The 14,810-nt window shown below is 34.2% G+C and carries 15 protein-coding genes and 1 pseudogene; 2 read left to right on the forward strand and 14 right to left on the reverse strand.

The annotated features are described in order from the left end of the window. Positions 1 to 106: 106 nt before the first annotated feature. From ABXT67_RS09190 to ABXT67_RS09210, 5 genes are all read right to left on the reverse strand, one after another. On the reverse strand, positions 107 to 1,162 hold the full coding sequence (locus ABXT67_RS09190) for a hypothetical protein (RefSeq protein WP_415373724.1): 1,056 nt from the start codon (positions 1,160 to 1,162) through the stop codon (positions 107 to 109). A gap of 114 nt (positions 1,163 to 1,276) precedes the next feature. Then, on the reverse strand, positions 1,277 to 2,623 hold the full coding sequence (locus tag ABXT67_RS09195; protein ID WP_415373725.1) for a microtubule-binding protein: 1,347 nt from the start codon (positions 2,621 to 2,623) through the stop codon (positions 1,277 to 1,279). A gap of 333 nt (positions 2,624 to 2,956) precedes the next feature. Continuing rightward, positions 2,957 to 3,514 (reverse strand): type 1 periplasmic binding fold superfamily protein, encoded by a 558-nt coding sequence (locus tag ABXT67_RS09200; RefSeq protein WP_415373726.1) that lies wholly within the window; start codon positions 3,512 to 3,514, stop codon positions 2,957 to 2,959. A gap of 17 nt (positions 3,515 to 3,531) precedes the next feature. Next, positions 3,532 to 5,931 carry a TonB-dependent receptor gene (locus ABXT67_RS09205; protein ID WP_415373727.1) on the reverse strand — a complete coding sequence of 800 codons (2,400 nt, stop codon included), beginning with the start codon at positions 5,929 to 5,931 and terminating at the stop codon, positions 3,532 to 3,534. 31 nt (positions 5,932 to 5,962) lie between these two features. Continuing rightward, positions 5,963 to 6,298 (reverse strand): hypothetical protein, encoded by a 336-nt coding sequence (locus ABXT67_RS09210; protein ID WP_415373728.1) that lies wholly within the window; start codon positions 6,296 to 6,298, stop codon positions 5,963 to 5,965. 665 nt (positions 6,299 to 6,963) lie between these two features. Between ABXT67_RS09210 and ABXT67_RS09215 the strand changes: the two genes are divergently transcribed. Then, positions 6,964 to 8,031: a methyltransferase gene (locus ABXT67_RS09215; protein ID WP_415373729.1), complete on the forward strand. Its 1,068-nt coding sequence runs from the start codon at positions 6,964 to 6,966 to the stop codon at positions 8,029 to 8,031. Positions 8,032 to 8,114: 83 nt separating this feature from the next. On the opposite strand, the gene ABXT67_RS09220 is transcribed toward ABXT67_RS09215, so the two are convergent. The 9 genes and pseudogenes from ABXT67_RS09220 to ABXT67_RS09260 all read right to left on the reverse strand — a co-directional run bounded on the left by ABXT67_RS09220 (position 8,115) and on the right by ABXT67_RS09260 (position 13,066). Further along, the gene (locus tag ABXT67_RS09220) at positions 8,115 to 8,681 is read right to left on the reverse strand and encodes an aspartyl/asparaginyl beta-hydroxylase domain-containing protein (RefSeq protein ID WP_415373730.1); all 567 of its coding nucleotides are present in this window, start codon (positions 8,679 to 8,681) and stop codon (positions 8,115 to 8,117) included. Positions 8,682 to 8,976: 295 nt separating this feature from the next. Next, complete coding sequence (locus ABXT67_RS09225; protein ID WP_415373731.1) at positions 8,977 to 9,216, reverse strand: hypothetical protein; 240 nt, start codon at positions 9,214 to 9,216, stop codon at positions 8,977 to 8,979. Between the two features lie 44 nt (positions 9,217 to 9,260). Then, positions 9,261 to 9,626: pseudogene (locus tag ABXT67_RS09230) on the reverse strand (carbamoyltransferase C-terminal domain-containing protein); the annotation flags it as partial. 33 nt (positions 9,627 to 9,659) lie between these two features. Next, positions 9,660 to 10,016 (reverse strand): 2OG-Fe(II) oxygenase, encoded by a 357-nt coding sequence (locus tag ABXT67_RS09235; RefSeq protein ID WP_415376969.1) that lies wholly within the window; start codon positions 10,014 to 10,016, stop codon positions 9,660 to 9,662. Then, positions 10,004 to 10,246, reverse strand: a complete 243-nt coding sequence (locus ABXT67_RS09240) for a hypothetical protein (RefSeq protein ID WP_415373732.1) — start codon at positions 10,244 to 10,246, stop codon at positions 10,004 to 10,006. Before ABXT67_RS09240 ends, ABXT67_RS09235 begins: the two co-directional genes overlap by 13 nt. Positions 10,247 to 10,384: 138 nt before the next feature. Next, positions 10,385 to 10,669, reverse strand: a complete 285-nt coding sequence (locus ABXT67_RS09245; RefSeq protein ID WP_415373733.1) for a hypothetical protein — start codon at positions 10,667 to 10,669, stop codon at positions 10,385 to 10,387. Between the two features lie 848 nt (positions 10,670 to 11,517). Continuing rightward, entirely contained in the window at positions 11,518 to 12,147 is a 630-nt protein-coding gene (locus tag ABXT67_RS09250; protein ID WP_415373734.1) for a hypothetical protein, read from the reverse strand. A gap of 12 nt (positions 12,148 to 12,159) precedes the next feature. Continuing rightward, positions 12,160 to 12,855: a HupE/UreJ family protein gene (locus tag ABXT67_RS09255; RefSeq protein ID WP_415373735.1), complete on the reverse strand. Its 696-nt coding sequence runs from the start codon at positions 12,853 to 12,855 to the stop codon at positions 12,160 to 12,162. A 4-nt stretch (positions 12,856 to 12,859) separates the two neighbouring features. Beyond that, on the reverse strand, positions 12,860 to 13,066 hold the full coding sequence (locus tag ABXT67_RS09260; RefSeq protein WP_415373736.1) for a hypothetical protein: 207 nt from the start codon (positions 13,064 to 13,066) through the stop codon (positions 12,860 to 12,862). Positions 13,067 to 13,506: 440 nt separating this feature from the next. On the opposite strand from ABXT67_RS09260, the gene ABXT67_RS09265 reads away from it, so the two are divergent. After that, positions 13,507 to 14,697, forward strand: a complete 1,191-nt coding sequence (locus ABXT67_RS09265) for a T9SS type A sorting domain-containing protein (RefSeq protein ID WP_415373737.1) — start codon at positions 13,507 to 13,509, stop codon at positions 14,695 to 14,697. The last annotated feature ends 113 nt before the right edge of the window (positions 14,698 to 14,810 follow it).

The following is a 14,810-nucleotide window of genomic DNA, read 5'->3' on the forward strand; positions in this document are numbered from 1 at the left end:
TAGTTTTTTTGGCGTAGTTAGATTTTAGCATTTCAATCTCCGATTAAGGAGCGGATTTTAATTTAATTATTGCCTATACTTTCTGCTTACTGCCAACCGCTAATGCCTACTTTTTTAAGGCGTCTATTTCAATAGGGTCTGTTGTAAACGTGTTCAAATGCTGCGGAATGTTATCATAGAGCAACTGCATCACCCGATGTGTTGTAAATAAATATTTCTTCGGCTTTTTCTGTTTCCAAACTTGTAAATGTTGTTTGTTGAAAAAAGAACCTTCGGTAAAGGATCCGGTGCTATTTATTTCTTCAACTTTAAACGAAATTGCGAGTGCATGGAGGTCTAACGTTCTTTCGATGATACCTTTCAGAATGACATGAGTTACTTTCATTTCATCTTTTGCAAAGACATTATGTAACAGTCCCAAATCTACTTTCCGAAGTTTTTTGGGTACTACTTTTGTTAATTTTTTGTCAATAGCGTACGCCATCATATCTAGCGACATATTTCTATCTGCAACACTTTCGAGTACATCGTAAATTTGTTGCGTGTAATCGGCAACTTCTTCTTTGTACATGTCAAAATACATAAAGCAAACAAAGGGACGATTGAGCGTGATGTCATAAAAAGCCCAACTAATCATATAACGCGCGTCAATAGATTTTACGTTATTTGTTATGATTTTCCCTTGAATAAATTTTTTAAATATATACCGTTGCTCTACAGAGGTATAATAAATAATCGAGGCTGCTTGGTGCAACTTATAATCGTTTACTTCTTGTTTATCTTTTAAGAGTGTTTCAAGAAATTCATTTTTTAGAACGTTAACTTCTGGGAGTTTCTCCAAGTACTCGTGCTGCAATTCTAAGTCATTATAAAGGTACCTGAATTCTAGAAAATTTGGATAGCCGCTTTCGGTTAAATCAATCCGCATCTTCTCCTCGTCATCAAACAAATACTTAATGCGAAACGCTTCTAGGGAATACTTAAGTAATTCAGCATATTGCTCAATAAAGGTAACTTCTATTTCCTCACAAATATCCTTCTTCGCTAAAGAACTCACTAAAGAACTAAACGCGTGCTGCACAATTTTAAAATATACCTTGTACTGTTCTTTTGATTCAAGAACAGCGCTGTCTAAGGGAGTTTGTATTTGGTTAATGCTCATTAAAAGAGTTACAATTTTAAAGTGGAAGGTTTAAAAGTTGTTTTACTGAAATTACTGTTGCTAGGTCTTTTAAAACTTGTAACCTTCAACCCATAACATTTAATTTGGCAGATCCTAGCCTAAAAGATCATCTTCTTCAGTTGGTTTTGGAGGAGTGGGTGCGTTATCGCTTTCTGGCGCAGGTGCATTGCCATCGGTTTTGTAATACTCTTCAAAGATTTCTTTCATATCGATCCCGTAACGGTCGGCGAAATTTTTCTGTATTGAAGCATCTTTCTCTCTAATTTCCTGAAGCGACTCTGCATAACTCCCATAGACCCCTTGCATCACTTTTTCGTGTACTGGAATGTTATCCATCATGTCTTGACGTGCTTTCGCGCTTGCCGTGTGCATTGCTGCCAAGGTTTGCCCAATGTGCTCATCTGTTTTAACACCTAGGTGTTCTAAGATTGCAGCAAACTCTTGATCGGTTCGTGCTTTTAATGCTACGATATAGCCATCATAGTATTTAAGACGTTCGTCTGTATCACTTTTTAATTTTGCACGGTGTGTTTGTAGGTTACTGCGTAAAGATGTAAGTACTTTGATTGTCAAGTTATGTTTGTGAACAAAACTGTCTTTACTAGCTGCCAATGTTGTGTAGGCATTTTTGAGACCTTCCAGTTCTTCGACTTTTTGCTCAATGGTAGTGACCTTGCCAATCGCCTCAGAATATGCAGGAGATTGTTTATCACTTACTTCTTCTAACGTTTGGCGGGCTTGTTTTAAAAGTGCGTATTGTTCTTCTAGTTTGTCCTCGGTCTCTTTCTTTTTTTCAAGTGCTTTGGTGTGGTTTTTACTCGCTTCTACAATGGCTACTTGCAATTTTTCTTCCACTTCTTTGATTTCTACTTCGCGATTTTTTAATCTTGATACGGCTGCTTGAGATTTGTATGATAATTCATTGAGTAGTGTTTGTACATCTGCACTTTCTATACGCTCTTGGAATAGTGCCTTCGCCTTCATGTCTGCACCCTCACGAATGTTTTTGGCAGCTTTTATTTCCTCTTCTCGTTTTTTGACTTTCGCCTTGCGACCCCAGAGGTTATTCCACCAACTGTCTTTTATTGCTTCGGCTTCTTCAAGTTCGTATGTTGCTTTTTCCAATGCTTTTTGAGCATCGTCTATTACTTTTTGTTCTTGCGCATTGAGCGTAGAAAATTTTTCAAAGATGATACCTACCTCGTCTTGATAATCTGTTAAATCTTTGATCGCGTCGAGTAGGGAAGAACGGTCTTTCGCTGCCATTCCTACAACATCGTCTAAGGTGGCATTTAATATTTTTTGACGTACTTCTGGGTCGTCTTCTTGCGCAAGCTTCGACTTCATGTGGTCAACGGCTTTGCCCCAGTTTACTTCTACTTTTTCTTGTTTTTGTTGTGCATTAGAATCTGTTTCTAATAAGTCAAAATCATCAGACATAGGGATGGCTATTTTAAGATACCTAAGGGGGACTTTAAAGTTCCTTTTAGTACTGGTTATTTTAAAAAAAAATTTGGAGTATCAATTTCGTCAAAAAAGATGGGTTTGGGAACTCAAAATTGAAATGCTTCTAATTATTTGTCGCAGAGAAGGGTAGAATGTTACTTTTTTTGTCTTAAGGTTTTAATTTTGAGATTTTAGAAGCTCTATATTACTCCAGTTCTTCTAATGTTGTCCGCTTAATATTAGCAACAACACAAAAAAAAACTGCCCTTTGCTACAAAATGTACAAAGGGCAGTTTATTAAATCTTAAAAAAATAGACTCTTGAGTTTTACTCTATAATTACATTAAAAGTAGCAGCAACATCTGTTTCTCCTCCTGCATCAACAAGACCTGTGTTTGGTTTTGTAGGTTCGTGTCGTAATGTAAATGTTATGTTTCCAGAACTTACGGCTCCAGTGATGAGTGTAAATTGTGTTCCTAATGGATTTCCGTTCCCGTCAAAATTGGTGTAGGTTGTTGTAGCATCGAGCCCATCGCCAATTGTGTAAAAGAATTGGTGCTCTTCAGCTTCTTCTTCAACTTCCGTAGTGATGTTTTCTGCTGGATTTACGGTTTCATTAAGTAAAATAATATTCCCATTATAAGTAACTCCTGCATTTAAATTTCCTAAAACAGTTATGACAGGGGCATTGGGCCCGTCGCCATCTAGATCGCGAGTTTGTAATTCAATTGGGGTGCCACCGTCATCAGGTGTTAATGTTACTGTCAATGTAGTTATAACTTCTTCTTCATTTACGGGTAGTGGGGTTGCATCGTCATCGTTTGAGCAAGCAATAAATAATAGACTTGCAATAAATAATACTGGCAATAATTTTAGATTTTTCATTTTCATTTTTATTTATATTAATAATTTATTTTAAGATTTAATAAAAAGTTTCTGCCCAGATCGTCTGCGTAAAAACGCAATCGATTTAGGTAATTTCGGTAGGAGGCGTTTAAAGCGTTTGTTACGATTAATCCTACTGTAAGTGATGATTCCTTGCTCGTTTTAAGATCTATACTCGAATTAAAATTAAGTAGATGGTATGCGTCTGGAGGAGTGCTTATATCTACAATCTCTGTGGTTTGTGTTTCTGGTATAAATACGTCAAAATTATTGTCTGGGAATTCATTTTGACGAAATACGAACTCGCTCTGCAAAGCCAGACGTAAATTCTTCAATTTTTGATTTTGATATACGATCTCGTTTTTAGTGTTTACCGGAGGCATATCTATTAAAGCTTCGTCTCTTGATCGATCATATCCTTTCACCAATGAGAACTGGTGGATAAAACTTAAATTTTCTGCAAAGACATAGGAAGCATCTATGTCAACTCCCAATAATTGTGCATTGGTTTGACGGTATTCCCAAACTTGAAAATTTCCTCTAACTGTTTGCTGAATTCCAGTAGGCTCTATAACGATAAAATTATTTATAGTATTGATGTATGGATTTATTGAAAAGCTAAAGACTTCATTTTCGCGTTGTAATGTCATTGAAAATTTGTGAGCCATTTCTGAGTTAAAGCTTAAATCCCCTAACTCAATTCTTGAAGCAGAATGATGCAAACCTTCGCTGAAAAGCTCTGAGGGATTCGGTGCTCTAGAGGCTAAAGAATAATTAAAAAACAATGTATAATCTTCGCTAAATTGATAGGTTGCTCCGGCAGTTGCGGAGGTATTGTAAAAGTCCAATTGTGGATTTGTCAAAATTTGATTGCCTAATTCTTCCACAATAATTTCTGGGAAGAGTTCGTCATAATTTCGTGATTCCCAAAAAGAAGTTCTGTAAAACTTAAATACATCCATAAAGGAATAATCGAAGCGACCCCCTAGCTCTAATAATAGACTTTCATTTAGGCGATACTCGGCAATACCATAAATTCCCGCGTCATATTTTTCATAATCAGGAATCAACCTTCGCACCCCAGTATTTGGGTTGGCAAAATTATTTTGGTACCCAGCCATTATCCCGCTTTTTAGGTATATTTTTTCAGAAATTTGTGTGTCCAAATCCAGCAATAGCGTATGCGTTTTTAGTTCTAAGTCCAAGGAAGCATCATCTTGATCGTCTCCACGTCTAATATCAAATTCCAATCTGTTGTTTTGTTGAAAATCATATTGAAGCGTTACCTTTCCTAGCCCTTCAAATTTCTTAAAAGCTTTTAACCTTGCTAAATGGTGTGTTACATCCTGTTTTGGGGCATCAATTGTATAGGTAAAATCATTAATGATTAAAGGTCGGTCGCTATTAATAGCACGAACTTGGTCTTGTGCGCCCCCTAGGTGCGAAGCTCGTAGGATGCCAATTTCATTTTTAAACAGTGAGTAGTATGCTTCAATTCCATAATTAAATCGATTAAGACCCATTCGAAAAGATGTATTCCGTTCAAAAACACCTGTATTACTCAAAATATATTCGGGTGCTTCAAAATCACCAAAACGTTTTAATGTTCCCTGTATCGTGCCATACCATCCATTTTGATAGCTTTTTGTTAACTGTGAAGTAAGTGAAGTTCCAATCCCGTTTGACGCCGCTGTAACTAAAGTTTTACCATATAATGTGTCTTTTACAGGGACTTTAGCCGCTTCTGAAATAATAACACCTCCTACGGCATCCCCGCTATATTGCAGTGCTCCTGCGCCTTTAACAACTGTAATGTTTCCAGCTGTATTTATATCTATATTAGGTGCGTGCTCTGTTCCCCATTCTTGATCTTCCATACGTACCCCATTATTAATGATCACCACGCGACTGCTATGAAGTCCATTTATTATTGGTTTAACAATGGTGTTTCCTGTGTTGATAGAAGAAACTCCAGACAAACTATTTAGGACATCCCCAAGAGATCCACTGCTATATTGCTCTAATTTTTCCTTTGAAATGTTCATCTCCATTATAGTTTTAGACTTGGTGTCGTAAGCCTTGCCTGCTATAGTAACTTCATTTAATTCTTCTAAATGATGTTCTAAGTAAAATGTCTTTTCAGTAACTCCTTTTATTTTTACTTTGTAGACTTTAGTTAAACAAAAGGGATGTGAAATTTGTATAAGGTAGGTTTCATCACACAAATCTGTAAAAGAAAAATTCCCTTCTAGATCTGTTAATATTGCTTGTTCAGTCGCTGTTAATATGACAGTAGCTCCCGTAAGTGCAGTATTGTCGTGAAGGTCTATTATAGCTCCTGAAAGTGTGCTATTACAATTTTGAGAAATAGTAGTAATACCACTTAAGAGCAGTATTAATAGTGCGTAAATGCGCATATGTATTCTTGTTTTGTTTTAAAATTATTTTTTAACTAAACAAGAAAATAGGGGGTGCACGCAGTTGGGTGCTGGTTTGTTTGAAAGAATTTGAAAGTACTGGAGTGAATGATTTTTTAACCTCTGAAGGAATATTTGGAGCTAAAAATTCTGGGTGTTTAACAAAATTATAATCGATAGACGCTAAGTGAAAATCACAAATGTTGCAGTCTGTTGCATCTTGATGAATGTGTGTGCTTATTTCTTTACAAGGAATATGATCGTGACCCTCAAAAGCGTGAGAAAACTGAATCGCCATAGGGAACACAAATACTATTGCTAATAAAAGCGATGTAATTACACGACCAATTTGTTTCTCTGTAAACATTATAACTCTAAAATAGAAGCAAAAATAAAAAACAATCTGGCAAAATAGGGTGTTTATATTAGTATTAGTATTAGTTTAACTTTTGACAAACCGAGTAATAATGAGCTTGTTTTTTTGAGGTTTTCCTCTCATTGGCAGCTTTGACCTTGCATGAACTCGGCACATTCCATCTTGTTTAACAACAGTGCTTGAGTGGCGAATTTTTCTAGGAATTGGATTGCTCAAAACCGTTCATTTCATTCCTTGAGTTCCAATAACAACACCAACGTTTTTTGCTTTAATAACTTGATCAACAGTTACATTTACAACCGAAATAATTAATTTTATAGTATTTTAATTAGTTAGCCGAATTGGTAAAATTTAATTTATAAAAATTAAATAAAATCGCGGTTAGTCCTTGTGCACTTTTTTGTAAAACAGGCTCTTATTTATAAAGTAAACAGAACTTAATGTTTATTGAGTAACAGGTTTTTAGTAGTTTATAATAATATTTCAACCTCAATACGCTCGATTCTATATATGATTTTAGAACACTCCAATTGCGAGTTATAATAATGTACCTTTGCCGCTATATTACTAAATTTCTCTTCGAAACACTTCAGCAAATTGCCGAGGCTAGCTTCTTAAAGCCTTAATTATATTTTATCCGAAAGTAAAACCAACCAATGAGTACAGCTATTCAAATAAACAAGCCGACACCTATTAACATTACGAAACAAATACTCTTGTTTGACCGTAATTCAGAAATGAATCCTACGATTAGAGCCTTAGAAGCTGGAAAAATGGTGTTAATATCAAGTTTTTACAGTGACGGTTTATTGCTGCTTAGAGCTATAAAAAAACATCTTTTTCGCACCATGCCTGATGAGTCTTTTAGAGAGCAACGTGCGTTTCGTTCAGTGTATCAAAAATTATCAAACCTTGTTGTAATCGAAATCAATGCACATCAACTAGCGGTTAAGAAGGCGCCTTCTATAGGCTGGCTAGAAAAGTTATATCCAGAAACTAGTGATTTCTTTTTACCGTTTCCTCAAATACAAGGCTTGAATAGTGCTTGGCAATGGTATGAAAATGGAATCTCCATTCCTGTACTACGGAATAAAGTACATCCTTATTATGGCACCTATTTTCCAACACGGTTTGATCATATAGAACTCTTTGATAATTGGGTAAAGCGTTATGATGGACCAAAGAAGACTGCTGTTGATGTTGGTGTTGGTAGTGGTATACTTTCTTTGCTATTGGTAAAACACGGTTTTCAGAAAGTTCTTGGTACGGATACAAATCCTAATGCTATCGTTGGTTTGACTGAATTTATGGGAGACACAAAGGTGTCTCGAAAGATTGATTTAGAATTTGCACCACTTTTTGGAACGTTTGAAAAGCAAACAGAGCTTATTGTTTTTAACCCGCCGTGGTTGCCGAAATCTCAAAATTTGGATAGTATTGATCAGGCGATTTATTATAACGACAGCCTCTTTCCGAACTTTTTCGAGGCAGCAAAACAACGCTTATTACCTGATGGAAAATTGATTCTGTTATTTTCAAATCTTGCCAAAATCACCAATGTGTCAACTGCACATCCCATAGAAAACGAATTACAAAGAGGAGGAAGGTTTGCCTTAGATCGCTGTTTTAAAAAGCGAGTAAAAGCAGCTTCTGATAAAACAAATCGCGATCAGTATTGGCGTTCTTCTGAGGAGGTTGAATTGTGGGTTTTAGTGCATAAATAATCCTTAAGGAGAGAAATAGGATTGGTTTGTTTGCTTAGTATTGGTTTGGGTTTCTAAGGCTACAGTTATTATTAATTTTAGAACTAACTTTTTTTAGGTTCGTCCTTGTAATTCATTCCTGATTTACTAAAAACATCTTTGAACCAATCATTCACTATACAATCGAGTATTAAGTGCGTTCTTGGTTCATTACTTTTGTTTTTTACTTCGTGAACTTCATTAAAATTACAGTACCAACATTCGCCAGCGCTCATTTTTATATGTTCATTATTTACAATAAGTTGAACTTGATCATTCGTTTGCACAGGAATGTGGATGCGTATAAAGCCATCCTCAAAACTAAAACCAATATCTCTATGGGGTTTTATAGCTGCATTGGATTCGAGAGTATGAATGCGAAAAGTTTCTTTCTTACATTTAAAAGTTTCCAGTATGGTTAATAAATATGGACACTTTAGTAATGCTTCATTGGGAAAAAACTCTGGAGCTTGATCAGGCCCTCCAATAGGTTCTATTAGATGTTTAGACCAGAGTGTTTCAAGACCAACTGAGGGGTTATAAATATCGTAATAATCTTCTTTTTTAAATTGACTGATCTCCTGTAATATAAGTGTGGCATCAAATTTAAAAGGGAGTTGTAATGCATTCATGGCGAAGTGTTTTAATAGTTTATTTTGTGTTTTGTAATTTATTTAAGGATTTAAATTACACTTAGACATATCGCTTTTTGTTGTTCTTGTATTTCATTAACAGTTGTTCTAGAAGGTTTAATTTTTAGTTAATTTATTTTGGGAAAGCATTTTTTTGCTTTCTTTTAGCGGTTTCCTGTTACTTTATCATCGCAATTATAGCGCTTATTATTTTTTACATATACTACGAGATGTAACGATTATTATATGTTTTTCATTTTGTCTAATTCTATTAATTTTAAAACACATACAGAGTTTATCTAAGCCACTTTTTCATTATTGCAAATTCCTCTTTATTGCATAGTGCCATCCATTCTAATAGCGGCAACCCTGCATAGTTTTTATTATTGAATTGATCAATAAGCCATTTAGAATCTTTTTTATATCCATTGGAATGAAACACCATTTCTGGTTTAATATTTAAATATCGAAGCGCTGCATATGACCAAAGAATGGAAACAATCTCATCCCCATCACTTGGCCAGTTTGGATCCATATCTTGGGTGTCAATGAACTTCCTTTGATCTTTATCTGTAACTGCTATAAATGGCCAGCTTCTTGAAGTAAATCTCCTAGCTGTTTTAATCGTTTTTCATCAATTCGAATCGAGTTTTCTTGAATCTTAAGTCTAGGAAGAAAACACGAATCGTCCAACTCTTCTTCAATTACACTTATTCCTATTTCCTTCACAAAACCTGTTAAGTGGATCAACATCTCTTCGTCACAGGTTTGTGCTCTTTTGCTCAACACTAGATTTTCTAAAACGATTATATCTAAAGCTGTTTCTTTGAATAGTGCAATTGCATTCTTTGCGGTTTCTACCAAGGGTGTTTCTTTTTTATTGAATTTTGTATTTAGTAAAACTGGGATTCTACTTTCGGTATGAAATGCAGTTAATAATTTTTTAAACTTAGAGTTCCATTACTTTATTTCTTTTAATTATCTATATGGAGGGCCTGATACCCAGCCAACGATTGATTGGCGAGTTCCTTTAGTTATTGGAGTAACTCTATGCATAATAAAGGATGGGAATATTATAATGGTACCTTTCTCTTTTGGAGCATTAACGATTTCTTTATTAATCATAAATCGTAAATCACCTCCTTCATAGTCATTTGGATCTGATAATTGAATAGTCATACTCAACTTTCTTGCAGAAATTTCTCCAGCGCCAAAATCTAAATGCCAATCAAAAAAACCTCCATCAGAGTATTTTGCAAGTTGTAATTCTTCATGAAACCCTAATAAATCAAACCAATATCTTTCATTATTACAATTAATCGCTAGTGAGCTAATTTATTGTAAATCCAATCGTTATCAGTGGTGTTTTTAATAAACATAACGTCACTTTTTCGCAAGTTTTCATTATATTTTTCATCCCCACTTAAGGTTGCTTTAATCTTATTATCCTCATCCCAAAAAGCAACTATTTTATCAATTTCACAAGGATGAAATAGCCCTTGATAATGAACAAATTCAACGAATTTTTGTTTGAGTTGTAATCCAAAAGGATAGTTTATGGCCATTTTACATTAGATTAAATTTTAATGGTTAGCGTTTTGATTATGTATCTTTCACAAGATAATAATTCTTTTGGTTTTAAAGTGTGCACGCTAATTATAAAACCAGATCTATGAACAGTATTTATCCTCTTAATTTTATTGTTATGCTATTTTTCCGAAAGTATCTTTAGTTAATTCCCAACGATTCACTTCTTGCTCAAAATTTGAGGGACCTGGAACTGTTTTGCGTGGTTTTATAAATTCAACTATATTTTTTTTTGACATTTTGTAGGGCGAAGGATTTAAGGCATAGGGTTCACAAATAAGTTTCTGGATTTTTAATTTCTGAACATAAAATGGAAGCGATCTTATAACCAATACATTTCCTATTCCTTTTTTTATCAATTGATTTCTACACGTGCAAAATGCATCGTTGCTTCTTTGCAAAATTTAATGCTGGGTACATCGGAGTGTCGAATTTTCTTTGCATTTAGTTCTCATATCAAAGCGTACGATTTTTTTTGGTGATTGTATTTTTTATTTGCTTACTTAGCATATCTTTTAATTCATCTTTAGAGGGAAACTTGCCTAAGTCAACTCCCATTTGGATTAGAAAAATCAGAGTCGTATTTGAACCAATAATCACTAATTAACGCAATGTCTTTCAATCGATTTTTTCTTACTGTGATGGGCAGCCTAATAAATTCGCGACTATTTTATCAAGCTATTTTTTTAATAATTCCCTTCAATTTTATTTCTATTTAATCTTCCCCTAAAACCACTGTTTGAAAGTAGAATATTAATCTTAATTTTAAACAGTTATGAGAAAAAGTAAATTTTTATCCACGAATGTTGCAGAGATTTTAAAGGAGTTCATTGAAAAAAAGCTCTAAAGCCCGTTCGCAAGGGAAGCATTACAGTTTAGATCTAATTTCATTTCTTCCTCTTGACTTTTTGTTATTAGTTGTTTTCAATGACTAATCTTTAATTTTTTATTCAGATTGAACGTTTGAACATAGGAAGAAGTTTTTCTTTTCAGCCTGACTCAAGGTTCTTAAACGTTCGGTAACAGAATGTTTTCTATTCTTAAAAAATTAAACGACGTCATCGTCATCAGATGACAGATTAGCAGTTGAGGAAGAAGCATTGAGCATAACGTAATATGAATAATTTAATTTCCTTGTTTTGAAATTAAGCCATTTCTTTTCATAACGCACCATCACAATTTGAGTTATATTTTTGTGATAATCACTTTGGGAATTTATTTTTTTACATACTTATTCGCTGCTTGTACTTTATTTTAATAGATCGTACTGACCATTTAGTCTAATAGAAACGACAATATCTTCGTTTGTGTCGTTTCTAAAATACCATCCATGTTTTCCTTCAAAAGGAGCCGTTAGCGTTCCTGCCATATTATTAGAATATGCAAGTGTATAGCTCTCATAAAATACATTTTCTGGTGGTTTTTCTTGTTTTACTTCTCCGTGAAAATCTATATAAACAATACCCTTGTTCGTTGCCCACTCGTATTTGGTGCTACCATATTTAAGGCTTTTGAATTTATACTCAATTCCTTTTTTAGCAGGTACCATGACCTCGATGGTGTCCTCTCTTTCAGTATACTGAACTTCTGGAGGTGGATTATCAGCTTCACTTGGGGTTGGCGTGCTCTGGGGAGAACCTAGTTTTTCCATTTTTATTTTCTTAAAATTTAAACTAGAATTAGTTTTATTATTTTCTATTTGTTTAGTTTCTTGGTATAATTTAGAAAAACCAAATAATTTACCCGTCCCTAATGGGTCTAAACCATACTCTGCAGGTAAAACTGCTGTTATCAGTACAACAGCGCCAATTAGTATTGCAATGATTAGTGATTTTAATAATTGGATTTTATTTAAAATAGGTTGATTATTTGTGGTCATATAATGTATGTATTAAGAAATAAAGTATCCTGTTAATTGATAACCAAACAACAAAAATCCTGCTGCCATTAAAACTAAATTAGTGAGTTTAGAGAATTTTAGATAACTAGGGTGCTGTCGCCAAAAGGAAATTAATAAGAGTACAAACGCTAATGCCAAAAACTGACCAATTTCTACACCCAAGTTAAAACCTAATAAATTAATGAAAAGCCCTTCTTTATCAAATTCAAATTCTTGTAATTTTGTTGCTAGTCCAAAGCCATGAAATAATCCAAAAATTAGAACCGCTCCTTTTGTATTGGGTTGTTTCCCAAATATTTTTTTTAATCCCCCCAAATTATCAAAACCTTTATAGACTATAGATAGCCCAATTATGGCATCGATTATAAAGGCATTTATATTTATGTCTACCAAAACACCAAATAACAGCGTAGCACTATGCCCAATCGTGAAAAAACTTATGTAAATGATAATGTCTTTGGTTCGATATAAAAAAAAGATAACTCCTACCAAAAAAAGTAAATGGTCGTATCCAGTAATCATATGTTTAGCGCCTATATAAAGAAAAGGTCCAAAAGCAATGCCTTTGTTTGTTGTTAAAAACGACTGTGTATCTTCATCTACTCCGTGTGCAAAGGCTGAAACAGAAATAAGACAACTCAAGATTACTATAATTGGAGTTGTTATTTTTACTAATTTCATATCCATTTAGTTAGTGCGCATGTCCGTGTTCTTTTACTTGACGAATACTATCTAACCTTCTTTTTTCGTCTTCTTCATTAGTGTCGTCAACAGAGGTTCTGTTCTCTTCAGAAATAATTTCTGTCTCAACGGTTTCTTCTGTCTTTTTCTTGTCTGTACAAGCTGTGAATACAGCTATTGATAATGTTAAAGCAATTAGTGTTATTCTAGTTTTCATAGTGTAGATGTTTAGTATTGATTATTCGTCTTTGTCAAGCTGTTTTAAGTTCTGCTTGGTGTTTGTAAAGAACGTGTTTGTGTATCACTTAGTACTAAGTTAGCAAAAGAAAACAAACCAGTGGGAAAACCCGTAGGATTTTCTGAGTAAAAATTGATGTATTCATTCAATACAACGTGGTTCTTTACTTATCCTTACTAATAATCTTATTTCGTTGTTACAAAGTCTAACTATTTGTTTAAAAAAGCAGCATCAATAGCTGGATTGTTTTTTTAATAATTACTGTTGCGATATTTTAGTTATTTGTGCATTAAGCATTTCGCTATTAATCTAAAGACTTTGATTGCAGCAGTATTTTGTTAGCGTTATTTTAATTTTTTAACTATTGACACTATGCTTTTGAAATTATTTTTTATTAATTTCATTGAAAAAAGGAAACTATGGAAAAATTTATACTGCTAATCGGCTTGTTTTGTGCTTTGCCAAACGTTGCCCAAACCAATGAAATATATGGAATATCAAGGAATAACGACCCATCGGTGACGTATTTAGCCAAAGCGAATACAACTAATGGCCAGATTGAAGATATCTCTAATACTTCGTACTCACCCTACATTGCCAATTTTTCATTTACAGTGGATCCTTATTTAGGGATTTATTATTATTCAGGTATCGATACTTTTATTGGAATAGACACGACTACTGGAGAACTTATTCATGAAAACCCAATAACTACGAGCCAGTTACCAATTTTTCAAAATTTTATTTATAATGAAATAACCGGTGAAATAATTGGATTAGAGAGAGGCGGTGGACCAGAAAGCGGAGTTTATTTGTCAAAAATAGATCCTGAAACTGGAATAGTAACCGCAATATCTACAAGTTCTATTGCCAATACCTTTGCATTCTCTGGCTGTGCAATAGATTTGACAAATCAATGGTATCATCTTTTTTCTGAAGGTAAAATTCTCTCTGTCGATATTGCAACAGGAGCTGTGGTTCATGAGCCTGTTGTTGATATTTCTGAATTTGAATTTTTCAATAATTTGATTTATAATGCGGCCGATGGAAATTTATATGCTATTGGAAGAAATAATGATCCCGCTGAGCTTTTCTTTATTCAAATTAATCCTATTACAGGAGTTGTAAATGCCATATCACCAACCTCTTTAGGAGAAATTCTTGCGCTGGAAGGAAGCACATTGGATCCGTATACAGGAGTTTATTACTTTAAGCGACCTTTTCCAATTTCCCTAGTTGGAGTAGATATTATTACTGGGTTGGAGGTGAGTGCGATTCCTTTTGACTTGAGCGCGTCTAACGGTTCTTTTTTCGGGCATTTCTATTTTGGTGGACAAACCGCGCCACTACTTCTTTCTAATGATGATTTGTCAAAAGAACCAGATGTAAACATCTTTCCAAATCCTGTTGAAAATATATTGCACGTGGACGGAAACTTGATATCAAGAATAACGATATACTCGATAACCGGCCAACAACTGGCCAATTGGGAATATAATGACCAAGAGCCAGTCAAACTTAATGTTAGCAGCTATAATGAAGGTGTTTATTTCTTAAATGTCTATTACTCTCAACAAGAAGCCACCATCTTAAAATTTATAAAAAAATAAATGGTCTCTAGGCAGTCTCCGTTATTATTGGCATTCTGGGTATTAAAAATGAAGGCCGTGGTATTATTTTGAATCAAAGGGCAGCGATCTTGAATGCGCCAGCATTTGGCTTG

This window comes from Patiriisocius sp. Uisw_017, from assembly GCF_047731265.1.
Lineage (GTDB): Bacteria > Bacteroidota > Bacteroidia > Flavobacteriales > Flavobacteriaceae > Patiriisocius.